Annotated in this window: 22 protein-coding genes; 20 read left to right on the top strand and 2 right to left on the bottom strand. The window is 59.6% G+C overall.

What is annotated here, in order from left to right:
- The first annotated feature begins 130 nt into the window (after positions 1-130).
- The 6 genes from AC1MEE_RS27715 (at position 131) to AC1MEE_RS27690 (ending at position 7,449) form a co-directional block, all read left to right on the top strand.
- Positions 131-2,983 (top strand): DUF2339 domain-containing protein, encoded by a 2,853-nt coding sequence (locus tag AC1MEE_RS27715; protein WP_480412664.1) that lies wholly within the window; start codon positions 131-133, stop codon positions 2,981-2,983.
- Complete coding sequence (locus AC1MEE_RS27710; protein WP_480412663.1) at positions 2,980-4,389, top strand: DUF3999 domain-containing protein; 1,410 nt, start codon at positions 2,980-2,982, stop codon at positions 4,387-4,389. The genes AC1MEE_RS27715 and AC1MEE_RS27710 overlap by 4 nt, the downstream gene beginning before the upstream one ends.
- Positions 4,390-4,535: 146 nt before the next feature.
- Positions 4,536-5,546, top strand: a complete 1,011-nt coding sequence (locus AC1MEE_RS27705; protein ID WP_480412662.1) for a class 1 fructose-bisphosphatase — start codon at positions 4,536-4,538, stop codon at positions 5,544-5,546.
- A 3-nt stretch (positions 5,547-5,549) separates the two neighbouring features.
- The gene (locus AC1MEE_RS27700; protein WP_480412661.1) at positions 5,550-6,167 is read left to right on the top strand and encodes a DUF924 family protein; all 618 of its coding nucleotides are present in this window, start codon (positions 5,550-5,552) and stop codon (positions 6,165-6,167) included.
- Positions 6,168-6,607: 440 nt separating this feature from the next.
- On the top strand, positions 6,608-6,862 hold the full coding sequence (locus tag AC1MEE_RS27695; protein ID WP_480412660.1) for a hypothetical protein: 255 nt from the start codon (positions 6,608-6,610) through the stop codon (positions 6,860-6,862).
- 17 nt (positions 6,863-6,879) lie between these two features.
- Positions 6,880-7,449, top strand: coding sequence for a lipocalin family protein (locus tag AC1MEE_RS27690; protein WP_480412659.1), 570 nt, complete (start codon positions 6,880-6,882; stop codon positions 7,447-7,449).
- Positions 7,450-7,568: 119 nt separating this feature from the next.
- Here AC1MEE_RS27690 and AC1MEE_RS27685 read toward each other — a convergent pair whose 3' ends face one another.
- The gene (locus AC1MEE_RS27685; protein ID WP_480412658.1) at positions 7,569-8,933 is read right to left on the bottom strand and encodes a formimidoylglutamate deiminase; all 1,365 of its coding nucleotides are present in this window, start codon (positions 8,931-8,933) and stop codon (positions 7,569-7,571) included.
- A gap of 200 nt (positions 8,934-9,133) precedes the next feature.
- On the opposite strand from AC1MEE_RS27685, the gene hutC reads away from it, so the two are divergent.
- From hutC to AC1MEE_RS27640, 9 genes are all read left to right on the top strand, one after another.
- Complete coding sequence (gene hutC, locus AC1MEE_RS27680) at positions 9,134-9,844, top strand: histidine utilization repressor (RefSeq protein WP_480416360.1); 711 nt, start codon at positions 9,134-9,136, stop codon at positions 9,842-9,844.
- On the top strand, positions 9,841-10,410 hold the full coding sequence (locus tag AC1MEE_RS27675) for a HutD/Ves family protein (protein WP_480412657.1): 570 nt from the start codon (positions 9,841-9,843) through the stop codon (positions 10,408-10,410). Before hutC ends, AC1MEE_RS27675 begins: the two co-directional genes overlap by 4 nt.
- A gap of 221 nt (positions 10,411-10,631) precedes the next feature.
- Complete coding sequence (ctlX, locus tag AC1MEE_RS27670) at positions 10,632-11,549, top strand: citrulline utilization hydrolase CtlX (protein ID WP_480412656.1); 918 nt, start codon at positions 10,632-10,634, stop codon at positions 11,547-11,549.
- A gap of 21 nt (positions 11,550-11,570) precedes the next feature.
- Positions 11,571-12,617 (top strand): ornithine cyclodeaminase, encoded by a 1,047-nt coding sequence (locus AC1MEE_RS27665; protein ID WP_480412655.1) that lies wholly within the window; start codon positions 11,571-11,573, stop codon positions 12,615-12,617.
- A gap of 72 nt (positions 12,618-12,689) precedes the next feature.
- Positions 12,690-13,469, top strand: a complete 780-nt coding sequence (locus tag AC1MEE_RS27660; RefSeq protein ID WP_480412654.1) for a transporter substrate-binding domain-containing protein — start codon at positions 12,690-12,692, stop codon at positions 13,467-13,469.
- 81 nt (positions 13,470-13,550) lie between these two features.
- A complete protein-coding gene (locus AC1MEE_RS27655; RefSeq protein WP_480416359.1) occupies positions 13,551-14,276 on the top strand; it encodes an ABC transporter permease in 726 nt (241 codons plus the stop codon).
- Positions 14,273-14,986, top strand: a complete 714-nt coding sequence (locus tag AC1MEE_RS27650) for an ABC transporter permease (protein WP_480412653.1) — start codon at positions 14,273-14,275, stop codon at positions 14,984-14,986. The genes AC1MEE_RS27655 and AC1MEE_RS27650 overlap by 4 nt, the downstream gene beginning before the upstream one ends.
- 36 nt (positions 14,987-15,022) lie before the next feature.
- Positions 15,023-15,838, top strand: coding sequence for an ABC transporter ATP-binding protein (locus tag AC1MEE_RS27645; RefSeq protein WP_480416358.1), 816 nt, complete (start codon positions 15,023-15,025; stop codon positions 15,836-15,838).
- A gap of 12 nt (positions 15,839-15,850) precedes the next feature.
- On the top strand, positions 15,851-16,348 hold the full coding sequence (locus AC1MEE_RS27640) for an Lrp/AsnC family transcriptional regulator (protein ID WP_480412652.1): 498 nt from the start codon (positions 15,851-15,853) through the stop codon (positions 16,346-16,348).
- A 19-nt stretch (positions 16,349-16,367) separates the two neighbouring features.
- Here AC1MEE_RS27640 and AC1MEE_RS27635 read toward each other — a convergent pair whose 3' ends face one another.
- A complete protein-coding gene (locus AC1MEE_RS27635) occupies positions 16,368-17,426 on the bottom strand; it encodes a helix-turn-helix domain-containing protein (protein WP_480412651.1) in 1,059 nt (352 codons plus the stop codon).
- 555 nt (positions 17,427-17,981) lie between these two features.
- Between AC1MEE_RS27635 and hutU the strand changes: the two genes are divergently transcribed.
- From hutU to AC1MEE_RS27610, 5 genes are all read left to right on the top strand, one after another.
- Complete coding sequence (hutU, locus tag AC1MEE_RS27630; RefSeq protein WP_480412650.1) at positions 17,982-19,667, top strand: urocanate hydratase; 1,686 nt, start codon at positions 17,982-17,984, stop codon at positions 19,665-19,667.
- A 136-nt stretch (positions 19,668-19,803) separates the two neighbouring features.
- Positions 19,804-21,273, top strand: a complete 1,470-nt coding sequence (locus tag AC1MEE_RS27625; RefSeq protein WP_480412649.1) for a purine-cytosine permease family protein — start codon at positions 19,804-19,806, stop codon at positions 21,271-21,273.
- Positions 21,274-21,463: 190 nt separating this feature from the next.
- Positions 21,464-22,315, top strand: a complete 852-nt coding sequence (locus AC1MEE_RS27620; RefSeq protein ID WP_480412648.1) for an ABC transporter permease — start codon at positions 21,464-21,466, stop codon at positions 22,313-22,315.
- Positions 22,312-23,142: a quaternary amine ABC transporter ATP-binding protein gene (locus AC1MEE_RS27615; protein ID WP_480412647.1), complete on the top strand. Its 831-nt coding sequence runs from the start codon at positions 22,312-22,314 to the stop codon at positions 23,140-23,142. The genes AC1MEE_RS27620 and AC1MEE_RS27615 overlap by 4 nt, the downstream gene beginning before the upstream one ends.
- Before the next feature lie 189 nt (positions 23,143-23,331).
- Complete coding sequence (locus AC1MEE_RS27610; protein WP_480412646.1) at positions 23,332-24,867, top strand: HAL/PAL/TAL family ammonia-lyase; 1,536 nt, start codon at positions 23,332-23,334, stop codon at positions 24,865-24,867.
- The last annotated feature ends 1 nt before the right edge of the window (position 24,868 follow it).

Raw genomic sequence — 24,868 nt, 5'->3', positions numbered from 1 at the left:
AGCAGGGAGCCCATGACGAGTCTTTACAAATTATATCCCCGACGGAGCGGGCCGATATACTGCACGGCAGCGCTGACGATACCGTCAGGCTGACGTGATTTTTTTGTAAGCCGCAAAGGGATGTCAACGCGTGCAATGGATTTTCCTGCTGGTTGGGCTCGTACTGGGTGGCTATCTGGACGAGTCTTTGCTTGGCGCCGCCGTCGGCGCACTCGCAGGCCTTGGGCTTGGGCAGGCCATTCGCATGGCCGCTCTCAACCACCAGTTCGCCGAACAGCGCCGCCATCTCGAACGCACCCAGCATTTGCTGGAGGCCGTTCAACAACGCCTGACCTTGCTCGAATCCACTCCCGGTAGCGTCAACTCCGTCCCGCCACCTGCCGCTCAAGCCTCTGCCAGTGCGCCGTCCGCTCTCGAAACAGCCCCCGAGCTGGCCTGGGAGTTACCCGGCGAAGACCAACTGATCGAGCTTGCCGCGCCCCACGCCGTCACTGCGCCAACCACCGTTAACGCACCTGTGCCACGCGGCCCGAACGTTATCGAGCGCGCACTGACTGGCGCGCGCAACTGGCTGCTGGGCGGCAATACCGTGCTGCGGGTTGGCGTGATGCTGCTGTTTCTCGGGTTGGCCTTTCTGTTGCGCTATGCCACCGAAGGCGTGGTCATTTCGCTGGAAGCCCGTTATGCCGCCGTCGCCGCCAGCGCACTGGGCCTGCTAGCGCTGGGCTGGTGGCTGCGACGACGTAACAGCCATTACGCGCTGATCCTGCAAGGCGCCGGAGTCGGCGTGCTGTACCTGACGATATTTGCCGCCATGCGCCTGCATACGTTGATCGATCCTAACGTGGCGTTCGGTCTGCTGTTGGCCGTGACAGTGTTCGCGGCAATCCTCGCAATCACCCAAGACGCGCTGGGCCTGGCGGCGGCAGCGGCACTCGGCGGATTTGCCGCACCACTGCTGACCTCATCCGGCACCGGCAGCCATGTCGCGCTGTTCAGTTATTTCGCATTGCTCAATGCCGGTATTTTCGCCATCGCTTGGTTCAAGGCCTGGCGCCTGCTGAACCTGATCGGCTTTGTCGGCACCTTCGGTATCGGTTTCGCCTGGGGCTTACAGGCGTACATACCCGCGTTGTTCTGGAGCACCGAGCCATTTCTGATTCTGTACTTCCTGATGTACCTCGCGATTGGCTTGCTGTTCGCCCGACGCAAACTGCAAGAACTGAGCACAGCCCCCGAAGACGGCAGTCGCGAAGCCCTGTTGCGCTGGTCGGCCCGTCAGGGTGACTACGTCGACGGCAGCACCCTGTTCGGCCCGCCGATTGTCGGTTTCGGCCTGCAATTCGTGCTTGTCCAGCCTATGGAGTTCGGCGCCGCCTACAGCGCGCTGGCATTGGGGCTGCTCTATATGGGCCTCGCGCGTCTGCTGGCCGGGCGCGCACCGGGACGTGCCTTGCTGTTGGTGGAAACCTGTCTGGCTTTGGGTGTGGTGTTTGCTTCGTTGGCGATCCCGCTGGGGCTGGATGCCCGCTGGACCTCGGCCGCCTGGGCTGTTGAAGGCGCGGCGGTGTTCTGGCTTGGCTTGCGTCAACAGCGACCGCTGGCGCGCGGATTCGGGCTGCTGTTGCAGATGGGCGCTGGCCTGGCGTTATTCGGCGATCTACAGGGCTCCATTTATAGAACCGACTATTTGCTGACCCACGGCGACTTCTGGACGCCGATGATCGTCGCGCTGGCCGCCATGGTGAGTGCATGGCTGCAACAACGCCTGACACCCTTGAATACCTTGAACACACAACGCCTGGGTGCACTGCTGCTGGCGTGGGGCGGCGCTTGGTGGGCCGTGGCGCTGGTCAGTGGCGTACTGCGTTTTGTAGCTGTCGATGTGCAGATACCGTCGCTGCTGTTGCTCACCGCAGCCAGCGTCGCGCTGTGGACCGTGGTGGCGCTGCGCCTGCGCTGGTCGGCGCTGGCGGTGCTTTGCACACTGCTGACCCCCGCCTGCGCCGTGCTGTTGCTGGCAGCGCTGAACGCGGACTATCACCCGGCGGCCCATTGGGGCTGGCTGGCGTGGGGCGCGGTTTTCGTGGTGCATCTGCTGTCGCTGCGGCGTTTGGAGGGCACACTGCCGTCCTGGGCTGCCGGCGCGGCGCACGTGGTGGGCTGCTGGCTGATCATTAGCGCGTTGGCGCTGGAGTTGCGTTTCGGCTTGATGCAGCTGTCCGAGCACTACAACGCGTGGCGCTGGCTGGGCTGGGCGTTGCTGCCTAGTGCTTATTTGCTGTTGATGGCCGCGCCCCGCCCCTTGCCTTGGCCAGTCGAGGCCTATCCACGGGAGTACCGGGTCTGGGCGGCTGCGCCTCTGGCACTATTGATGCTGGTCTGGTTCTGGCTGGCGAACATCGCCAGCGATGGCGCCGCCGAACCTTTGGCCTACCTGCCGCTGCTCAACCCGCTGGAGTTGGGCCTGTTGTTCGCGCTGACCGGGGTGTTCGTCTGGGCACGCAGCCGGCTGTCACAGCTCGGCATCACCCATGACACCGCACAACGGAGTGCGCAACGGGTGGCCGGGGTGTGCTTGTTTGCCCTGTTTACCGCGATGGTCATGCGCACCGCCCACCATTGGAGTGGTGTGCCGTATCAACTGGATGACTTACTGGAGTCGATGCGGGTGCAAGCCGGTCTGTCCATCGTCTGGACCCTGATGGCACTGGCACTGATGGTCGGCGGACACTTGCGTGGCCGACGCGACGTCTGGGTCGTCGGTGCCGCGCTGATCGGGGTTGTCGTCGCCAAGCTGTTCTTCGTCGAACTGAGTGACCGTGGCGGACTGGAGCGTATCGTGTCGTTCATCGGGGTAGGTGTGCTGCTATTGATAGTGGGGTATTTCTCGCCCTTGCCGCCCAAGCCTTCACCGCCGCCGGTACCAGCGCCCCTGCCAGCGAAACCCACCACGCCCGACCCGGCCCCGATCATCTCATGAGGAACGCGTTCTTGAGTCGTCAGTTGACCTTCACCAGCGCCGTATTCGGCGCGGTGCTACGTACAGCGCTATGCGCAGCCCTCCTCACCGCAGCGTCCGCGAATGCGCAGGACAAACCGACTGACTTCGCCACCCAGGTGCCATTGACCTTGAGCGGCGAAGGCCCGTGGTATCGCATCGACCTGCCGCTGGCCGTGCAACTGGGCGCACGCCAGGCCGATCTGGGCGATCTGCGCGTGTTCAACGCAGAAGGTCAGGCGCAGGCTTATGCCTTGACCCAGGGTGAGGTTCAGCGCCGGGAAAACCAGACGCCGACCCCGGTGAAGTGGTTTGCCCTCTACAACACCGCCGACGCCAGCGATGCGGTGCCCACCGTTCGGGTCGAACGCACCGCCAGCGGCACCTTGGTCGAAGTGCAGCCCCAAGGCGAGATCGAAGCCGGAGAAGAAGTGCTGCGTGGTTGGCTGCTCGACACCAGCGCGATCAAGGCCCCCCTTGAACAATTGATCCTTGACTGGAATAGCGAACGCGAAGGTTTCCAGCGGTTCAGCATTGAAGCCAGCAACGATTTGCAGCACTGGCAATCCTGGGGCGAGGGTCAGGTCGCCCGGCTTTCATTCGCCGATGAGTTGGTCGAACAACGTGAAGTTGCCCTGCCCGGCCAGACCGCGCGCTACCTGCGCCTGCTCTGGGACACGCCGCACTCCGCCCCCACGCTGACCTCGGCGCAGTTGATCAGCGCCAGCCCTGACAGCCTGCCGCTGCCACTGGTCTGGTCGCAACCACTGGTCGGCAGCACGTCCAAGCCCGGCGAATACAGCTGGCAGCTGCCAAACGATCTGGCCGTGGAGCGGATAAAAGTCGATATCAGCCAGCCCAACAGCCTGGCACCGGTCACGTTGTCGGGTCGTCGCGATGCCAGCGGCCCTTGGCAAACCATGGGCGGCGGCCTGCTGTATCGGCTGACGCAGAACGGTCAAGACGTACTGCAGGATGAGTTGCAACTGCCCGGCCATGCCGTGCGGCAACTGAAGCTCGACGTCGATGAGCGCGGCGGAGGCCTGGGCGCGACGGCCCCGCAACTGCGCGTCGCGGTCCGTGCCACGCAATTAGTATTTCTCGCTAAAGGTGCAGGGCCCTATACCCTCGCCATTGGCAGCACGACGGTGAAGGCGGCGAATTTACCGTTGTCGATGCTGATCCCCGATTACAACCCGCACACACCGGCGTCATTGGGTACTGCGCAGCTGGCGGCCACACCCGTCGTCATCGCCAGCCCCTTGCCGCTGACCATGACAGGCCCGGACTGGAAGCGTATCGGCTTATGGGCGGTGTTGCTGCTGGGCGTCGTTTTCCTTGGCTGGATGGCCTTGACCCTGTTGCGCACGCCACCGACAAAATCTTGAACAGGTTCACCCGCTTTTCACCGTTTTTGAGGCTACTCTCAACCGGCATATGAACTCTATGAGTCAGAACTCAGTCTGACTGGAGCATTACGTGTCCACTCGCGTTAAACTGCACGGGTTTTTATCCCCCACCTTCGGAGCTCTCCATGTCCCGCGTTACCCTGAGTCGTTATTTGATTGAGCAGACCCGCAGCAACAATACTCCTGCCGATCTGCGCTTCCTTATCGAAGTGGTGGCGCGCGCGTGCAAGGAAATCAGCCACGCCGTCTCCAAAGGCGCGTTGGGCGGAGTGCTTGGCAGCATGGGCACCGAAAACGTACAGGGCGAAGTGCAGAAAAAGCTCGACGTGATTTCCAACGAAATCCTGCTCGAAGCCAACGAATGGGGCGGTCACCTGGCCGGCATGGCGTCCGAAGAAATGGACAATGCCTACCAGATCCCCGGCAAATACCCGAAAGGCGCCTACCTGCTGGTATTCGACCCACTGGACGGTTCGTCGAACATCGACGTCAACGTGTCGGTCGGCACCATCTTCTCGGTACTGCGTTGCCCGGATGCTCACCTGAGCCAGAACGACGCCCTGAGTGAACAGGCTTTCCTGCAACCAGGCACCAAGCAGGTCGCTGCCGGTTACGCGATCTATGGCCCGCAAACCATGCTGGTGCTGACCTTGGGCGACGGTGTCAAAGGCTTCACCCTCGATCGCGAACTGGGCAGCTTCGTGCTGACCCATGAAAACATGCAGATCCCTGAGACCACTCAGGAATTCGCGATCAACATGTCCAACCAGCGTCACTGGGAAGCCCCGGTCAAACGTTACGTCGAAGAGCTGCTGGCTGGCGAAGACGGCCCACTGAAAAAGAACTACAACATGCGCTGGATTGCAGCCATGGTTGCCGATGTGCATCGCATCCTGACCCGTGGCGGCATGTTCATGTACCCACGTGACAGCCGTGACACAACCAAGCCGGGCAAACTGCGTCTGATGTACGAAGCCAACCCGATGTCGTTCATCGTCGAACAAGCGGGCGGCATGTCCACCGACGGTCACCAGCGCATCCTCGACATCCAGCCAGAAGGCCTGCACCAGCGTGTCGCGGTGTTCCTGGGCTCCAAGGAAGAAGTCGAACGCGCCACGGCTTACCACAAGGCGTAAGCCATGTACGCGCCCTGGCAGCCGTTGCTCGAGTGGTGGTTCGGTTCAGCCGCCCAACTCTCTACGCAAAGCGCTCCCGAAGTGGCGAAGGCCAAGGGCAAGTTGTGGTTCGGCAAGAAAAAAAGCCAGGACAACGACGCGCGCGAGCGTTTCGCTGTCCAGGTCGAGCAGGCACTGGCTGGCGGACTGTCCGAATGGGCGGAAAACCCACAAGGCTGGCTGGCACTGGTGCTGCTGCTCGATCAACTGCCGCGCATGATCTATCGCGCCACACCCAAGGCATTTGCCGGTGATCAACGCGCGCAAATATTGGTCGAACATGGCCTGAAACTGGGTCGCGACCAGCATCTGCCGCCGATGCAGCGGGCATTCATCTACCTGGTACTGGAACACAGCGAAGACCTTGAGATGCAGAATCAGGCCGTCGCCCGCCTTACCGAGCTGCTCAATCTGCAACCGGCCACTGATCGCGAAATCTTCACTGACCAACTCGACTACGCCAAACGGCATCAACGCGTCATCGCCCGCTTCTCGCGCTTCCCCCACCGCAATCAAATCCTTGGCCGCACCTCCACGGCTGAAGAGCTTACGTTTCTGAAAGAGCCTGGGTCGCGGTTTTGAGCTATTGCTGCGTGCCAACTCAAGATGACGACGCTGAGTCGCCCTGCTGATCAACGACTTCCCGGTGATGACATTTTCATAGGAGATCCCACCCCGTCTTCGACGCCGCGCTGTCGCGCAGCAAACTCGGTCTGTAGGAGCTGACTTGTCTGCGAAAGCCGTGATGCGGTATGCCTGACGGACCGCGCCGTATGGTCTTCGCAGACAAGTCAGCTCCTACAGATTACCGAAAACTCACTTCATATATTTCAATCACCTACAGCCTGCTTGAGGGATGTGCTCACGATGACTTTCAGGACTGATCTTAATTCCAGCACGAACTTTAACGCGAAGACTGTTTTCCCTACGGAACCAGATCCCATATTTCTCTTCTAATCTGTTGGCAGTTCGCCAGCGTCCTATGCACTGCGCTGCCCCTCTATTGTTCAGGAGCTTCATAAATGTCGTTGCGTACCCTCGCGTTGTTGTCGTTTTGTGTGCTGCTGGCCGCTTGCAGCAAGGTCACGCAGGAAAATTATTCGAAACTGTCAGCCGGGATGCCCAAGGCCGAAGTCGAACGCCTGCTTGGCAGCCCGACCGATTGTTCCGGCGCGCTAGGCATGTCCAGTTGCACCTGGGGCGATCAGAAGAGCTTTATCAGTGTTCAGTACGCCGGTGACAAGGTGCTGATGTATTCGGGCCAGGGCCTGAAATAAGCCTCCGGGAGAGCGTTATGCGGTTATGGATAGGGGTGCTGGTGAGTCTGTTGCTGGCAGGGTGCGCCAACTCTTCGAGCGAATTGATCGAGCCTAAGACGGCCGAGCATGTCGACCTCAAGCGCTATCAGGGGACCTGGTACGAACTGGCGCGGATGCCGATGTTTTTTCAGCGCAACTGTGCGCAGTCCGAAGCTCGTTACATCCTTAAAGACGATGGCAACGTTGGCGTGACCAACAGTTGTCGGACACTTGAGGGCACGTGGGAAAAAGCCACAGGCACAGCGTCGCCACAGGTGGCGGGCAAAACCGACAAGCTGTGGGTGGCGTTCGATAACGGGCTCTCCCGGTTGCTGCCGGGCGTCGCCAAAGGCGATTACTGGGTGCTGTACATCGACGGCGACTATAAGACCGCGCTGGTCGGTAACCCTGATCGCAAACACCTGTGGCTGCTGTCGCGCACTACGCGAGTGCCCGATGCGACTCGAGAGGAATTGCTGGCCAAGGCACGCCAGCAGGGTTATGACACGACCAAGCTGATCTGGCGCGTGGATGATTCGAAGATTGCCAAGCCGGTGAGTCAATAAACAGGGGACTGATTTGTTTTTCGCGCTTTTTGAAAAACCAATCTGTCCCCGGCATCACAAGGCGGGGACAGATTGATGTTCGATGAAGCGCTGAACATAAATCAGTCCCCTCTCAACGATCAGCCCAACAACTCGCGCAGTACCTGCGCAAACGCCTTGCTGCTTTCTTCCTCGCCCGCATGATGACCGTCACGCACCACCCAGCGACCATTGACCAACACATCACGGATCTGCCGATCACCGCCTGCGAACAGCCAGCGGTTGAGGATCGCGTCGCCGCTGGCCGTCGCCAGATAGGGATCATTGCCGTCCAGTACCAGCCAGTCCGCGCGCTGTCCGACCTGAAGCGAGCCAATCGACTGCCCCAGGGCCTGTGCACCGCCACTGAGGGCGGCATCGAACAAGGTCCGGCCGACCATCGGTTGATCACTGCGATACAGCCGGTTACGTCGTTGATCGCGCAGACGCTGACCATATTCCAGCCAGCGCAATTCCTCGACCACGCTCAGTGACACATGGCTGTCCGAGCCAATCCCCCACCGCCCACCCTGCGCGATGAAGTCCACCGCCGGGAAGATACCGTCGCCCAGATTCGCTTCGGTGGTCAGGCACAACCCCGCCACCGCGCCGCTTTCGGCCATCAGCGCGACTTCATCCGGGTTGGCGTGAGTGGCGTGAACCAGACACCAGCGCGAGTCCACCGTGGTGTTCTCATACAGCCATTGCAGCGGACGACGCCCGCTCCAGCTCAGGCAGTCATCGACTTCCTTCTGCTGCTCGGCAATATGAATATGCACCGGGCACTGTTTGTCGCTGGCCGCCAGCACGTCGCTGATCTGCTGCGGGGTGACGGCGCGCAACGAGTGAAAACACAGACCCAACGCCTGTGCCGGCTGCTGCGCCAGAATCGGGCGCAAGCGCGCTTGCAGATCCAGGTAGCTGTCGGTGCTGTGGATAAATCGCCGCTGGCCTTCGTTCGGTGCCTGGCCTCCGAAACCGGAATGGCTATACAGCACTGGCAGCAGGGTCAGACCAATACCTGCGGAACTCGCAGCCTGGCTGATTTGCAAGGCCAGCTCCGCAGGGTCGGCGTAAGGCTTGCCGGCCGTATCCTGGTGCACGTAGTGGAATTCGGCGACGGAAGTAAAACCGCCTTTGAGCATTTCGATATAAAGTTGGCGGGCGATGACGCCGAGCTGCTCCGGGCTGATCTGCCCGACCAGCCGGTACATCAGGTCACGCCAGGTCCAGAAACTGTCGTTGGGGTTGCCCGCGACCTCGGCCAGACCGGCCATGGCGCGCTGAAAGGCATGGGAATGCAGATTCGGCATACCCGGCAACAACGGACCCTTGATACGTTCGGCACCCTGCGCGTCGGCATCGGCCTGAACACTGGTCAGCAGGCCATCGGCGCTGACTTCGAGACGAACATTGTTGGCCCAGCCATTGGGCAATAACGCGCGCTCGGCAAAAAAGGCGGACATGGCTCTGCACCCCATCGTGTTTATTTGTATATACATATACAGACGTTTGCCTGCCCGGTAAACTGCGGCAAGCTTGTCGTCGGTCGGGTTAATGGTTAGCTTGAGCGCATCCGCGCCTTCGACCACTCCCGAATCATCACCTACCGAACAAGGATTTCACTGTGCCGACTCCGCCTGCCACCTCTTCGCTGGCTGCCCAGATGGGCGACAGTCCGGCGCCTCTGTACGCCCGCGTGAAGCAAATGATCGCCCTGCAGATCCAGAACGGCACCTGGGCGCCGCATCATCGCGTGCCGTCGGAAAGCGAGCTGGTCACCCAGTTGGGCTTCAGCCGCATGACCATCAACCGCGCCTTGCGCGAACTGACCGCCGAAGGCCTGTTGGTGCGCATGCAAGGCGTGGGTACATTCGTCGCCGAGCCCAAGAGCCAGTCGGCGTTGTTCGAAGTGCACAACATCGCCGATGAAATCGCCTCGCGCGGCCATGTACACACCTGCAAGGTCATCACCCTTAACGAAGAAGCGGCAGGCTCCGAGCGCGCCCTGGCGCTGGACATGCGTGAAGGCCAGCGAGTGTTTCATTCGTTGATCGTGCATTTCGAAAATGATATTCCCGTGCAAATCGAAGACCGCTTCGTCAACGCCCTGGTCGCGCCCGACTACCTCAAGCAGGACTTCACCCTGCAAACGCCCTACGCCTACCTGTCGCAAGTCGCACCGCTGACCGAAGGCGAGCACGTAGTCGAAGCGATTCTGGCCGAGGCGCTGGAATGCGAACTGCTGCAAATCGAGCGCGGCGAGCCCTGCCTGCTGATTCGTCGTCGGACCTGGTCCGGGCGCCAGCCAGTGACCGCAGCGCGCCTTATTCACCCAGGCTCCAGACATCGACTGGAAGGACGTTTCAGCAAATGAGTCAACTGACTGTTTTACGCGCTGCCAACTACCCACGCATGCCGTGGAAAAATGGCGGCGGCAGCACCGAGGAAATCACCCGCGATGCAGGCGTCGGCCTGGACGGCTTCGGCTGGCGCCTGTCGATTGCCGACATCGCTGAGTCGGGCGGCTTTTCCAGCTTCGCCGGCTATCAACGGATCATCACCGTGCTGCAAGGTGCGGGCATGACCCTGCAAGTCGACGGTCAGACCACGCGCCCGTTGCTGCCCTTCGACCCGTTCGCCTTCAGCGGCGAAAGCCAGGTCGCCTGCACCCTGCTCGATGGGGCTATTCGTGACTTCAACCTGATCTATGCCCCGGATCGTTACACCGCTCGCTTGCAGTGGATCGACGGCAAGCAGCGTCTTTTCAGTTCGGCAGGCACTGTGCTGGCCTTCAGTGTGGTTGAGGGCTTGAGCGTCAGTGCAGGCACCATCACCGAAGTGCTCGGCAAGCATGACTGCCTGCAACTGGACGGTAACGACGAACTGCTGGAAATCTCCGTCAGCAGCTCGTGCTGCTTGATTGAACTGACTGCAATCTGATTCGAAACCGCGTCGCCCTCTTCGCGAATAAATTCGCTTCCACAGATACCGCCACATGACCGGTGGGAGCGATTTTATTCGCGAAAAGGTCGACTCAGCGGAATCGGCTGTAACACCGCCTTTTTCGGCCATCCCCGCTGGGCAACCCAGCCAGGTCAGCAAGAATCACAATGGTGTCGAGCACAAGATGTACGCATAGCCAACCCTTGGATGCGTGCTCCATGCAAACCACCAATAGCGTCTTGATGATCCGCCCGGCGCGGTTCGCCTTCAATCCGGATACCGCCATCAACAACCGCTTTCAGCGGGCACCGCTCGACCCTGAACAGGCGCAGCATAAAGCGCTGGAAGAGTTCGACGGTTACGTCGAGACCTTGCGTCAACATGGTGTCGAAGTGCTGGTGGTACAGGACACGCCCGCCCCGCACACCCCGGACTCGATCTTCCCGAATAACTGGTGGAGCAGCCACGCCGACGGCAGTCTCGTGCTCTATCCCATGGAAGGCCAGAATCGACGTCTGGAGCGGCAAAAAGGGGTGTTGAAAGCACTCGACCAGCAGTACGCCATCCGCGAAACCATCGACCTCAGCCCGCTGGAGCAGCAAAACATCTTCCTTGAGGGCACCGGCAGCATGGTGCTCGACCGCGAGCATCGCATCAGCTATGCCTGCCATTCCGGGCGGACACACACTGACGCCCTGCATCAATTCGCCGATCGCCTGGGTTATCAGCTATGCCTGTTCCATGCCGTAGACCGCCATCAATCACTGATTTACCACAGCAACGTGATGATGAGCGTCGGCCGCAAGCTGTCGGTGGTCTGCCTGCAAGCATTGCCCGACCTCAATGAGCGCATGGCGCTGCAAAACTCCCTGCATGACACCGGCAAAGAGATCCTCACGCTGAACTGGGATCAGCTGGAGTCCTTCGCCGGCAACATGCTTGAACTGCATGACAAGAACGAGCAAGCGCTGCTGGTGATGTCCCGCAGTGCCTGGCGATCGCTCGAACCCACCCAGCAACAGCTCATCGAGCGACACACCCAGCCGGTGGTGGTGAACATCGACCATATCGAAAGCATTGGTGGCGGCAGTGCCCGCTGCATGCTCGCCGAAATTCATCTGCCGACGCGCAACTAATCCAAAAAAAAGGAAATCACCATGACCCGTTATATCGACGTCAACGATTTGAGCCATCTGGTTGCGCGAAAAGGCCTGGCCCAGTGCCTGACCGAAATGGCCGAGTACATCCGCGAGGACTACCTGCGCTGGCCGGCATTCGAAAAGTGCGCGCGCCTGGCCAATCACTCGCCCGAAGGTGTGATCGAGTTGATGCCGGTGTCTGACGCGTCGCTGTATGCCTTCAAATACGTCAATGGTCACCCGAAGAACACCCAGAACGGCATGCTCACCGTGATGGCATTCGGTGCCCTGGCTGACGTGGACAGCGGTAAACCTCTGCTGCTCAGCGAAATGACCCTGACCACCGCAATCCGCACCGCAGCCACCTCGGCTCTGGCTGCACGCTATATGGCACGCCGTAATGCGCGAAGCATGGCACTGATCGGCAACGGCTCGCAGAGTGAGTTCCAGGCGCTGGCGTTCCATGCCGTGCTGGGCATCGATGAAGTTCGCTTGTTTGACGTCGACGCAATGGCCACGCGCAAGCTCGCCGCCAACCTGGCCAGCTTCCCTGCTATCAAGGTCATCATTGCCCATTCGGTCGCCGAAGCTGTGCGCGGCGTCGATATCGTCACCACCGTGACCGCCGACAAGACTAACGCCACCATCCTCACCCCGGAAATGATTGAGCCCGGCATGCACCTCAATGCCGTGGGCGGTGATTGCCCGGGCAAAACCGAGCTGCATCGCGACATCGTCGAACGCGCACGGGTGATCGTCGAGTACGAACCGCAAAGCCGCATCGAAGGCGAAATCCAGCAGATGCCCGCCGATTCAGCGGTCACCGAGTTCTGGCGCGTGGTCAACGGTGAAGTCGCGGGGCGTGACAATGATCAGGAAGTCACGCTGTTCGACTCGGTGGGCTTTGCCCTGGAGGACTACTCAGCCTTGCGCTACGTCTTCGACGTCGCCACAGCGCTCGACCTGGGCAGCGAGATCGAGCTGGTTCCTGAGCTCAAAAATCCGAAAGACCTGTTCGCCCGGCTTCAACCGCAAACCCTGATGGCCCAGAAAAAACGCGCCTGATCCCCTGCCGCGCAGCAGCGCGGCGGACCTTTACTGCCCTTAATTCAACAACAAGACACAGGGACACTTCATATGACTCCGATTCGTAAGCTGTTAACCGTGCTGCTCCTCCCGCTCTGCGCAAGCGCGGCCCAGGCTCAGGAATGGAAAGAAATCCGCTTGGGTGTTTTCCCCGATTACCCACCCTTCGAAAGCGTAGCCGCCGATGGCAGCCTGCAAGGTTTCGACATTGAGCTGGGCAATGCGATTTGCGCCAAACTCGAAATCAAATGCACGTGGGTCACCAACGACTTCGACGGCATGATTCCGGCGCTGCGCGCACGCAAATTCGACGCGATCATATCGTCCATGACGGCCACCCCCCCCCGGGAAAAGCAGATCGACTTCAGCGACAAACTGATCCTCAGCCCGACCTCCGTGATAACCCGCAAGGGCGCGACCTTCGGCGATACGCCAGAGTCCCTCAAAGGCAAGCACGTCGGTGTGCTGCAAGGTTCTCTGCAAGAGGTCTACGCCCGCACCAAGCTGGCCCCGCTGGGCGTCCTGGTGAAGGCTTATCAAGCCCAGGACCAGAACTACGCTGACCTGACCAACGGACGGCTCGATGCCATCGTCACCGACAAACTGGAAGCCGAACTGAACTTCCTGTCGTCCGCCAAAGGTGCCGACTTCAAGAGCGGCCGGGGCATTCAAGACCCTGGCCTGCCCTCCATCATTGCTGTGGGACTGCGCAAAGATGACAGCGAGCTAAAGGCACTGATCAACAAGGGCATCGCCGCCCTGCATGCTGACGGCACCTATTTGAAGATCCAGAAAAAGTACGTCGGCGACCTGAACATCTACAACGAGTGATCCTCTTGCCACTGGCCCGTTCCCTACAGCAGGGGCGGGCCAATGCAGGTTTTCGACTCACGTCTTACCGAGATCTTCCCCGTGAATGACTTCCTCAACTGGACAGGCTTGCAAGCCTTCAGCCTGCAGGGCTTCGGCCCCATGCTCGCCCAAGGGACCTGGATGACGATCAAGCTGGCCTTGATCTCACTGTTGCTGAGCCTGACGCTCGGGCTGATCGGTGCCAGCGCCAAACTTTCGTCCGTGCGCCTGTTGCGGGTGCCCGCAACGATGTACACCACACTGGTGCGCAGCGTTCCGGATCTGGTACTGATCCTGCTGATTTTCTACAGCCTGCAACTGTGGCTCAACGACCTGACCGAAACACTCGGCTGGAGTTACCTTGAAATCGATCCTTTCAGCGCCGGCGTCATCACCCTGGGTTTTATCTATGGCGCCTATTTCGCCGAGAACTTTCGTGGGGCGATTCTCAGTGTCCCCAACGGCCAACTCGAAGCCGCAACCGCTTACGGCCTGGGCAAGGCCCAACGTTTCAGCCTGGTGATGTTCCCGCAAATGATGCGCTTTGCCCTACCGGGGCTGGGCAATAACTGGTTGGTCCTGCTCAAGTCCACCGCACTGGTCTCGATCATTGGCCTGTCGGATCTGGTCAAGGCGGCGCAAAACGCCGGCAAGTCCACCAACAACACCCTGTACTTCCTGATCATCGCGGCGCTGGTCTATTTGCTGATCACGACCTTCTCCAGCCGCATCTTCAAACGCCTGGAACGACGCTACAACATTGGCATCAAGGGGCTGACACGATGATCGAATTACTTCAGCAATATGGGCAGGCATTTCTCTGGAGCGATGGCAACGGCTTGTCAGGCCTGGCCATGACGCTCTGGCTGTTCATCATTACCATCGTGCTCGGTTTCTTCATCTCTATCCCGTTAGCCGTTGCACGGGTTTCAGAGCACGTCTGGCTGCGCTGGCCGGTGGAGTTTTACACCTGGTTGTTCCGCGGCACGCCGCTGTATATCCAGCTACTGATCTGCTACACCGGCATTTACGGTCTGGAGGCCGTGCGCACAAACGCCTTGCTCGACAGTTTCTTTCGCGATGCGCTCAACTGCACGCTGCTGGCGTTCGTCCTCAATACCTGCGCCTACACCGTGGAGATTTTTGCCGGGGCCATTCGCAACCTGTCCCATGGCGAAATCGAAGCCGCTCGGGCTTATGGACTCTACGGCTGGCGCCTATACCTGTTCGTGCTGATCCCGGCAGCCTTACGCCGTGCGTTGCCAGCCTATGGCAATGAATTGATCCTGATGCTGCATGCCACCTCACTGGCCTTTACCGCGACCATCGGCGACATCCTCAAGGTGGCCCGGGACGCCAACGCGGCGACCTTCTTGACCTTCCAGTCATTCGGGATCGCCGCCCTGCTGTACATGTTGCTGTCCTTCGTGCTCGTTGGCCTGTTTCGCCTGGCCGAACGCCGCTGGATGCGTTTCCTGACTCCTAGCCGAGGCTAACCCATGAATAAGCCTGTCCAGACCCTGTCGCCTCAGATGAGCGCCACACTCCACCCCCTCCCGACTGCCAGCAGTCACGCCGCCAGCGAGACCATCAAGCTCAGGGTCGAAGCGTTATACAAACACTATGGCGACCATGAGGTGCTCAAGGGTGTCTCCTTGCAGGCCAGAAGCGGCGATGTCATCAGCATGATCGGCGCCAGCGGCTCCGGAAAAAGCACCATGCTGCGCTGCATTAACTTTCTGGAACAACCCGATGCCGGCAGCATCACTCTTGATGGCCAGACCATCGAGATGCGCAAGGGCAGGAGCGGAACCCGATCCCCGCACCAGGCTCAATTGCAAAACTTGCGTACGCGCCTGGCCATGGTCTTTCAGCACTTCAACCTGTGGAGCCACATGACCGTGCTGGAAAACATCTGCATGGCCCCACGCCGAGTGCTGGGGCTCAGCCAGCAAGTGGCGGAAGCACGCGCACGCCTCTATCTGGACAAGGTAGGACTGCCGTTGCGGGTCGCCGATCAGTACCCGGCGTTTCTCTCGGGCGGCCAACAGCAACGCGTCGCTATCGCTCGTGCTCTGGCCATGGAGCCGGAAATCATTCTGCTCGACGAACCGACTTCAGCCCTCGATCCGGAGCTGGTAGGCGAGGTCCTCAAGGTCATACAGACGTTGGCTGAGGAAGGTCGTACCATGGTGATGGTCACTCATGAAATGGGATTTGCGCGGCAAGTCTCAAGCCAAGTGCTGTTCCTGCATCAAGGCCGGATCGAAGAACAGGGCGGGCCTGAAATCCTCGACCACCCGAACAGCGACCGACTTAAGCAATTTCTATCCAACCGATTGAAGTGAAAAGAACAACCGATGGCAACGAAGGATAACGAAGCGCTTGGCGCAGCCCCTCTGGATCGCATCGACGAAGCCATTCTCGATGTCCTGCGCCATAACGGACGGATCACCTACGAGAAACTTTCATCGCTGGTTCACCTGACTCCAAGGCCCTGCCTGGAGCGGGTGCGCAAGCTTGAGAGACGCGGCGTGATTAGAGGCTATGGCGCCATCATTGATGTCAAAGTCGTTTCGCCGGGACTGTCATTGCTGGTGTTGGTCGCCCTCTCCAACCAGAGCGGGCGCGCCGCCCAAAAAGCCTTCGAGGCGTGCGTCAAAACGTGCCCGCAAGTGTTCGAATGCCAGCTCATCAGTGGCCCGTTCGACTACAGCTTGCGCATGCGCTGCCGAGACATGGAGCACTACCGCGTGCTCACCGAGACCTGGCTGAACAACGACGAACTGCACATCGACAAACTGGTTGCCCACCCCGAACTGGCCGACGTGAAGAACACCGCCAGCCACTACGATTAGCCGGACGCGCAACCCAAACTCATGCACTCCCCAATAAGCCCGATAGACAGGAGTCCAGCGCGCTTATTGGCTTACGCAGAAGCTCTGCTGCACGTGACTGAGTCAATAGGCCCTCGGCCAGCCCCCGAAACACCAGCGATTCGAAACGCTGCGGTGCCTTGCAGGGTAAGGGCTCGGGTTCAGCCTTGCGCCAACCATTTTCACTGAACTGGATGCTCAGCGACTTATAACCCTCATCGCTGAGCAGTTGGAGATCCTTCAGACGATGTAACGCCGCATGCATCGAGAGCCCATATTGGCGCTTGGCGATCAACAGCTCTTGAGGATGAACACGGGCGCGCTGATGACTGCCAAAGTCTCCCGTCACACAGCCAGCGGGATAAAGAAACGCCCCGGCAAAACGATGACAGCAACGTTCTTTATCCTGTTCAGGCATTTCATTTGGCAAACACATAACCCAATGTCCCAGTTCATGCGCGGCAGTGAAACGCATGCGCTCACCCGGTCGCTGAGCATTAAGGGCAATCAACACATACAGACCATCCTGGGTAGACGCGCAGGCCCCGTCAAAGTCGTTCGGGCCATCCAGCAGCGCAGCCTTGATACCGTGCTCTTCCAGCAACTTGGTGAAATTGGCTATCGCATCCCCACCAATTTGCCAATGTTTGCGCAACGCCTCTGCTGCCAACTCTGCATCCTTGATCGAGGTAACCGGTAGCATGCATGCTGGAGTGGCAGGAGTCTGGATATCCGCTGGGTCGAAACAGCTTTCCAGAGCAATGTAGCGCTCCAGATGCTCGCGAATTTGCTCCTCTACATGCTGTTGCCAGCACTTAGGCATTTTCGCCAGCTTGCGGAACTCAAGAGGCGCCAGCGGGACGGCATCGGTCTGGAAAAAGTATTCCGGGCTTACATCCAGGGCGCCTGCCAATTGCAGCAGGCGCGCAGAATCCGGGACGCGTTGCCCCTTCTCGTATTTGCTCAACGCTTGCTTGGTAATATCGCCCAGTCGCTGCGCCAAGGCATCAAGAGACAGACCTCGAAGTAGCCTGACCCGTCGGATTCGATCGTTTATCATGCGCCCCCCTTCGGGTTGACAGCGCTATATTTTATTGTTGATTTGTCAACCTACAGAAGTTCCTGAACAGTTCCGAACTGTGCTGAGGCGAAACTCAGAGCTTAGCTGTGCGGCGTCGAAGACAAGGCGAAAATGCTGCGGCCGATCTGTATAGCGACCGTTTAAAGCCGTTTCCCTTCGCGCACCAACACCTCGCAAATTGTTACCGAACGCCCCAATACGGCGCAAAAACGCCTCCCGGTAACAGTCCTCAACCCCTCGCAAAAAAACCATCATCTCTTTCAGCCTTCACGAAACCCCTTTATTCCGGGGCTTACAGCGATTTTTACAATTTTCGTACTGACCTATAAATGGAGTTGGTCTTTCAATTGCATATGCTTGTATGTACAAGTAAAGATGTGTGCGCAGGAGCGTGACGGTAACCACCCCGCTCCCCATGCATTTGAACGGCTGTATTTACTTGCTAAACCTGTTTCGTCTGTTTCGAGATGCTCGACACAGGCCGGCTTGCCCACTGTCTGGGCTGGTTTGGATTGATCGCTGAGGAGTTTTTTCGTGACTGAGAATAACCAACACCCTACCAAATACCGTAACGTCGAAATCCGCGCCGCTCGTGGCACCAAGCTGACAGCCAAAAGCTGGATGACCGAAGCGCCGTTGCGGATGTTGATGAATAACCTCGACCCTGAAGTCGCCGAAAACCCGAAAGAGCTAGTGGTTTACGGTGGTATCGGCCGCGCCGCGCGCAACTGGGAATGCTACGACAAAATCGTCGAAAGCCTGACCAACCTGAATGACGACGAAACCCTGCTGGTGCAATCCGGCAAACCGGTCGGCGTGTTCAAGACTCACACTAACGCCCCGCGCGTACTGATCGCCAACTCCAACCTGGTACCGCACTGGGCCAGCTGGGAACACTTCAACGAACTGGATGCCAAAGGCCTGGCCATGTATGGCCAGATGACCGCAGGCAGCTGGATCTACATCGGCAGCCAGGGCATCGTTCAAGGCACCTACGAAACTTTCGTCGAAGCCGGTCGCCAACACTACAACGACAACCTGAAAGGCCGTTGGGTGCTGACCGCCGGTCTCGGTGGCATGGGCGGCGCCCAGCCTCTGGCCGCGACCCTGGCCGGTGCTTGCTCGCTGAACATCGAATGCCAGCAGATCAGCATCGATTTCCGCCTGAAGACCCGCTACGTCGACGAGCAAGCCACAGACCTCGACGACGCTCTGGCACGTATCGCCAAGTACACCGCCGAAGGCAAGGCGATCTCCATCGCACTGTGCGGTAACGCGGCCGAAATCCTCCCGGAAATGGTCCGTCGCGGCGTGCGTCCGGACATGGTCACCGACCAGACCAGCGCCCACGACCCGCTCAATGGTTACCTGCCGATCGGTTGGACCTGGGCTCAGTACCGTGACCGCGCCAAGACTGAGCCAGCTGCGGTGATCAAGGCCGCCAAGCAGTCCATGGCAGTGCATGTGCAGGCCATGCTGGACTTCCAGAAAGCCGGGATCCCGACCTTCGACTACGGCAACAACATCCGTCAGATGGCCCAGGAAGAAGGCGTGGAAAACGCATTCGACTTCCCAGGCTTCGTACCCGCCTATATCCGTCCACTGTTCTGCCGTGGCATCGGTCCATTCCGTTGGGCTGCCCTGTCTGGCGACGCGGAAGACATCTACAAGACTGACGCCAAGGTCAAAGAACTGATCCCGGACGACGCTCACCTGCACAACTGGCTGGACATGGCCCGTGAACGCATCGCCTTCCAGGGTCTGCCGGCACGTATCTGCTGGGTCGGCCTGGGTCTGCGCGCCAAGCTCGGTCTGGCGTTCAACGAAATGGTCCGCAGCGGCGAGTTGTCGGCACCTATCGTAATCGGTCGTGACCACCTGGACTCCGGCTCGGTCGCCAGCCCGAACCGTGAAACCGAATCCATGCAGGATGGCTCCGATGCCGTGTCTGACTGGCCATTGCTCAACGCCCTGCTCAACACCGCGAGCGGCGCGACCTGGGTTTCCCTGCACCACGGCGGCGGCGTCGGCATGGGCTTCTCTCAGCACTCGGGCATGGTGATTGTCTGCGACGGTACCGATGAAGCGGCCGAACGCATCGCTCGCGTACTGCACAACGACCCGGCTACCGGCGTTATGCGCCACGCCGACGCGGGTTATCAGATCGCGATCGATTGCGCCAAAGAGCAGGGCCTGAACCTGCCGATGATCAAGCGCTGATTGTTTCAAACCTGTAGGAGCTGGCTTGCCTGCGATCCGCTTGATGCGGTGTGTCTGACACACCGCTATCGCGGCGGGACGCGTAGTTGCAAGCCCGCTCCTACACATTTCTGCATTCCCCCATAGAGGTGGTCGCATGGCTGTTCCAGATGATCGCACTGCCAACACATCATTGATCGAAAGGCGTTCGATCGATTACATCCCTGACAGGGAAAGACATGGTCGTCTGTTCAGTCAATTTACCTTGTGGTTGGGTGCCAACCTGCAGATCACCGCGATTGTCACCGGGGCGTTGGCCGTGGTGCTGGGCGGTGATGTGTTCTGGTCGCTGATCGGCTTGCTGGTCGGCCAACTGCTGGGCGGTGGTGTGATGGCGTTGCACGCCGCGCAGGGTCCGAAACTGGGCCTGCCGCAAATGATCTCCAGCCGCGTGCAGTTTGGCGTGTATGGGGCAGTGATTCCGCTGGTGTTGGTGTGCCTGATGTACATCGGGTTTTCGGCCAGTGGTTCAGTGCTGGCCGGGCAAGCGGTAGCGCAGTTAATTCATGTGCCGGACTGGCAAGGCATCGTTATCTTCGCCACGCTGATCGTGGTGGCGGCCATCTTCGGTTACCGGGCCATTCACGCGATCGGCCGAGTGGCGAGCGTGATCGGGGTGATTGCGTTCATCTATCTGTTCGGCGCCTTGCTCGCGGGCAATGACGTCGGCGCGCTGTTGGGCAACAAACACTTTTCCCTGGCCAGCTTCCTGTTGGCGATTTCGCTGTCGGCGTCCTGGCAAATCGCGTTCGGCCCTTACGTGGCGGACTACTCGCGGTATTTGCCGCGCAGTACCTCGGCGGTGAAAACCTTCTGGGCCGTCGGCCTGGGTTCGATCATTGGTGCGCAAGCGGCGATGGTGTTCGGCGTGTTCGCAGCGGCGTTGGCGGGTAAAACATTCGCCCACCACGAAGTGTCGTTCATCGTCAGCCTCGGCGGCACCGGCGTTGTCGCGGCCCTGCTGTATTTCAGCGTGGCATTCGGCAAGGTCACCATTACCACCCTCAACGCTTACGGCAGCTTCATGTCGATCGCGACCATCGTCAGTGGCTTCCGTGGCAGCCGTAACATCTCCAGCGCTGTACGCCTGACGTACATCCTGGGCATGGTCTGTGCCGCAACGGCGTTGGCCTTGCTGGGCAAGGATTCGTTCCTCAAGGACTTCTCCGCGTTCATCCTGTTCCTGCTGGCGTTCTTTACGCCCTGGAGCGCGATCAACCTGGTGGACTTCTATTGCGTCACCAAAGAACGCTACGACATCCCGGCACTGTCTGATCCCGATGGCCGTTACGGTCGCTGGAACTGGATCGGTCTCGGTGTTTACGTAGTGGGCGTGTTGATTCAGATGCCGTTCATTAACACCCAGTTCTACACCGGCCCGCTGGTAGAAAGCCTGGGCGATACCGACATTTCCTGGATCATCGGCCTGGTCGTACCGGCTGCCATGTACTACCTGATCGCCAAAAAATGGCACAGCACGATCCCTGATCGCCTGATTCTGCCGGTAGACAGCCAACCGATCCAGGCAACCTCAACAGGCACCAAGACCCAACCAGCGATGAACTGACGGTCGAGAAAAGCACTCGTTAGTGGGGGAAACCGTGAAGGCTGAAGCGATTCGTCGTGCTGAAACGATGGAACTGTTCGTAGATTCGTTGAACATGAATCAAATACGGACGATCAACGTGCACAGCGAATCGCCTAAGCTGAACGGCTTATTAGCCGTCTCGCTACTCCTACTTGATCGAGAGCCTTTTATGTTCCCCGAAAGCTTTACTTTCTCAATCGCCAACTGGGTCAATGACTGGGTCGACACCCTGGTCACCAACTACGGCGATGTGTTCCGGCAAATCTCCGACACCCTGCTGTGGGCCATCGTCAACCTCGAAGGCGTGCTGCGCATGACGCCCTGGTGGCTGATGCTGGCAATCGTCGGCGGTATCGCCTGGCACGCCACACGCAAGTTGGTCACCACGGCCGTCATCGTCGGCCTGCTGTTTCTGGTCGGTGCCGTGGGCCTGTGGGACAAACTGATGCAAACCCTCGCCCTGATGCTGGTGGCGACCCTTATTTCGGTACTGATCGGCATTCCATTGGGCATTCTCTCGGCGCGCAGCAATCGCCTGCGTTCAGTACTGATGCCCTTGCTGGACATCATGCAGACCATGCCCAGCTTCGTGTACCTGATTCCCGTGCTGATGCTGTTCGGCCTGGGCAAGGTGCCGGCGATTTTCGCCACGGTCATCTACGCCGCACCGCCGCTGATCCGTCTGACCGATCTGGGCATCCGCCAGGTCGACGGTGAAGTGATGGAAGCAATCAACGCGTTCGGCGCCAATCGCTGGCAACAACTGTTCGGTGTGCAACTGCCGCTGGCCCTGCCGAGCATCATGGCCGGGATCAACCAGACCACCATGATGGCTCTGTCGATGGTGGTCATCGCGTCAATGATCGGCGCTCGCGGGCTGGGTGAAGACGTGCTGGTCGGGATTCAAACCCTCAATATCGGACGCGGCCTGGAGGCAGGGCTGGCGATCGTGATTCTCGCGGTGGTGATCGACCGCATTACGCAGGCCTATGGACGGCCACGGCATGAGGCGAGCAAATGAGTGACGCAGAGATGAACAAAATCGTCGTCAAAAACGTCTTCAAGATCTTCGGCGACCGTTCCGCAGATGCACTGCGGATGATCCAGCAGAACAAATCCAAGGATCAGGTGCTGGCTGAAACCGGCTGCGTGATCGGGGTCAACGATCTGTCGCTGTCCATCGGCAGCGGTGAAATCTTCGTGATCATGGGCTTGTCCGGCTCCGGCAAATCGACGCTGGTGCGCCACTTCAATCGCCTGATCGACCCCACCAGCGGCGAGATTCTGGTGGATGGCGAAGACATCCTGCGCTACGACATGGAAGCCTTGCGCCAATTCCGTCGGCACAAGATCAGCATGGTGTTCCAGAGCTTCGGCCTGCTGCCGCACAGGACCGTGGTGGAGAACGTGGCGTACGGCCTGAAAGTCCGTGGCGACACCAAAGAGTTCTGCGCTGAACGTGCCATGCACTGGATCGAGACCGTAGGTCTAAAGGGTTACGAAAATAAATACCCGCATCAATTGTCTGGCGGCATGCGCCAACGGGTCGGTCTGGCTCGCGCTTTGGCGGCCGACACTGACATCATCCTGATGGATGAAGCCTTCAGCGCCCTCGATCCGCTGATCCGCGCCGAGATGCAGGACCAGTTGCTGGAGCTGCAAAAAAGCCTGCAAAAAACCATCGTATTCATCACCCACGATCTCGACGAGGCCGTGCGAATCGGCAACCGCATCGCCATCCTCAAGGACGGTCGGTTGATTCAGGTGGGTACCCCAAAAGAAATTCTTTACTCGCCCGCCGACGAATACGTTGATCGTTTTGTCCAGCGGCGGGTGTCGGCGATTTGATGCGCGATGACGCCATGACTGTAGGAGCGCGCTTGCCCGCGATAAGGTCGGTACGACCTTCCGGCGAGGGTGAATCCCCTATTTTTGCGACTGCTTCGGTCGAGCGCGACTCCGAAGCGATCGCGGGCAAGCGCGCTCCTACAGGGGAAAGCGTCAGTAGAACTCAAGTTATCCAGGAGCGTTCCAAAGATGTCGTTAGCTGAAAAAATCGTGATCGGTGACGTGCCGCTACGTTGGCAAGATGTTGTGGCTGTGGCGCGACATGGCGTTCCCCTGGAGCTGTCGGCAAGCGCCTGGGTGCGCATCGACAATGCCCAGGCCATCGTGCAGCGCATCGTCGCCAATGGCGAGCGCGCCTATGGCGTCAGTACCGGTCTGGGCGCGTTGTGCAACGTGTCGCTCGAAGGCGAGCAACTCAGCCAGCTTTCGCGCAACACGTTGCTCAGCCATGCATGCGGCGTCGGTGCGCCATTGGCCGACGAGCAAACCCGGGCGATCATCTGCGCGGCAATCATCAACTTCAGCCAGGGTAAATCCGGACTGCATCGGCGTGTAGTCGAGGGCCTGCTGGCGCTGCTCAATCGGCAGATCACCCCGCAAGTGCCGTCTCAAGGTTCGGTGGGTTATCTGACCCACATGGCTCACATCGGCATTACCTTGCTGGGCGTGGGCCAGGTCAGCTATCGCGGACAGATTGTTTCCGCACAGCAGGCGCTGGCCAAGGAAGGTCTGGCACCGGTGGCGCTGGGTGCCAAGGACGGCCTGTGTCTGGTCAACGGTACGCCGTGCATGACCGGCCTAAGCTGTCTGGCGCTCGCTGACGCACAACGTCTGACCCGATGGGCCGATGTGATCGGCGCCATGAGCTTCGAAGCGCTGCGCGGCCAACTGGACGCGTTCGACGAAGAAATCATCGCCCTCAAGCCTCATCCGGGCATGCAGAAAGTCGGCAGCAACCTGCGCGGCCTGCTCGACGGCAGCCAGATCATCGCCAACAGCCACGGCATTCGCACCCAGGACGCCTTGAGCATCCGCTCGATTCCGCAGGTACACGGCGCAACCCGTGATCAGCTCGAACATGCCACCCGGCAGATCGAAACCGAACTGAACTCGGTCACTGACAACCCGCTGCTGCTGGGCACACCAGACGCTTATCGCGTGGTTTCCCAAGCCAACCCGCATGGGCAATCAGTGGCCATGGCCACCGATCTGCTGACGATAGCCGTGGCGGAAATCGGCGCGATTGCCGAGCGCCGTCTGGACCGCTTGATCAACCCGTTGGTCAGCGGCTTGCCGGCGTTTCTGGTCAGCAAGCCCGGGGTCAACTCCGGGATGATGATCGTGCAGTACGTCGCCGCTTCGCTGTGTGCGGAAAACCGCCAACTGGCGCAACCGGCGGTCGTCGACAACTTCGTGACATCGGGTTTGCAGGAGGATCATTTGAGCATGGGCACCAATGCCGCGCTCAAACTGCACCGTGCGCTTGAAAACGCCACGCAGATCCTCGCCATTGAATACCTGCTGGCGGGTCAAGCCTTCGAGTTTCTCAAGTTGCCGGGCACAGAATCTGGCTTCGGCGTCGGTACCGACGCGGCCTGGCGCCTGTTGCGCGAATCCATTCCCGCGTATGACGAGGACCGCTGGCTGGCGCCGGATATCGCCCGCAGCGCGACCCTCCTCAAAAACGATGAATTGCTACAAACGGTGTTCCCTAATTTGCTGTGAA

The organism is Pseudomonas sp. ASL3 (assembly GCF_056680425.1).
Note: the sequence above shows the minus strand (reverse complement) of the source record. Positions and strands in the feature narration are given on the sequence as shown.

Excerpts from the sequence above, each read along its gene's own strand:
- ctlX (WP_480412656.1), top strand. The coding sequence starts at position 10,632 with ATGCAAACCACCAATAGCGTCTTGATGATCCGCCCGGCGCGGTTCGCC.
- AC1MEE_RS27645 (WP_480416358.1), top strand. The coding sequence starts at position 15,023 with ATGAGCGCCACACTCCACCCCCTCCCGACTGCCAGCAGTCACGCCGCC.
- AC1MEE_RS27665 (WP_480412655.1), top strand. The coding sequence starts at position 11,571 with ATGACCCGTTATATCGACGTCAACGATTTGAGCCATCTGGTTGCGCGA.
- AC1MEE_RS27660 (WP_480412654.1), top strand. The coding sequence starts at position 12,690 with ATGACTCCGATTCGTAAGCTGTTAACCGTGCTGCTCCTCCCGCTCTGC.
- AC1MEE_RS27675 (WP_480412657.1), top strand. The coding sequence starts at position 9,841 with ATGAGTCAACTGACTGTTTTACGCGCTGCCAACTACCCACGCATGCCG.
- AC1MEE_RS27695 (WP_480412660.1), top strand. The coding sequence starts at position 6,608 with ATGTCGTTGCGTACCCTCGCGTTGTTGTCGTTTTGTGTGCTGCTGGCC.
- AC1MEE_RS27635 (WP_480412651.1), bottom strand. The coding sequence starts at position 17,426 with ATGATAAACGATCGAATCCGACGGGTCAGGCTACTTCGAGGTCTGTCT.
- AC1MEE_RS27615 (WP_480412647.1), top strand. The coding sequence starts at position 22,312 with ATGAGTGACGCAGAGATGAACAAAATCGTCGTCAAAAACGTCTTCAAG.
- AC1MEE_RS27685 (WP_480412658.1), bottom strand. The coding sequence starts at position 8,933 with ATGTCCGCCTTTTTTGCCGAGCGCGCGTTATTGCCCAATGGCTGGGCC.
- AC1MEE_RS27620 (WP_480412648.1), top strand. The coding sequence starts at position 21,464 with ATGTTCCCCGAAAGCTTTACTTTCTCAATCGCCAACTGGGTCAATGAC.
- AC1MEE_RS27700 (WP_480412661.1), top strand. The coding sequence starts at position 5,550 with ATGTACGCGCCCTGGCAGCCGTTGCTCGAGTGGTGGTTCGGTTCAGCC.
- hutC (WP_480416360.1), top strand. The coding sequence starts at position 9,134 with ATGGGCGACAGTCCGGCGCCTCTGTACGCCCGCGTGAAGCAAATGATC.
- AC1MEE_RS27705 (WP_480412662.1), top strand. The coding sequence starts at position 4,536 with ATGTCCCGCGTTACCCTGAGTCGTTATTTGATTGAGCAGACCCGCAGC.
- AC1MEE_RS27610 (WP_480412646.1), top strand. The coding sequence starts at position 23,332 with ATGTCGTTAGCTGAAAAAATCGTGATCGGTGACGTGCCGCTACGTTGG.
- AC1MEE_RS27650 (WP_480412653.1), top strand. The coding sequence starts at position 14,273 with ATGATCGAATTACTTCAGCAATATGGGCAGGCATTTCTCTGGAGCGAT.
- AC1MEE_RS27710 (WP_480412663.1), top strand. The coding sequence starts at position 2,980 with ATGAGGAACGCGTTCTTGAGTCGTCAGTTGACCTTCACCAGCGCCGTA.
- AC1MEE_RS27640 (WP_480412652.1), top strand. The coding sequence starts at position 15,851 with ATGGCAACGAAGGATAACGAAGCGCTTGGCGCAGCCCCTCTGGATCGC.
- AC1MEE_RS27690 (WP_480412659.1), top strand. The coding sequence starts at position 6,880 with ATGCGGTTATGGATAGGGGTGCTGGTGAGTCTGTTGCTGGCAGGGTGC.
- AC1MEE_RS27625 (WP_480412649.1), top strand. The coding sequence starts at position 19,804 with ATGGCTGTTCCAGATGATCGCACTGCCAACACATCATTGATCGAAAGG.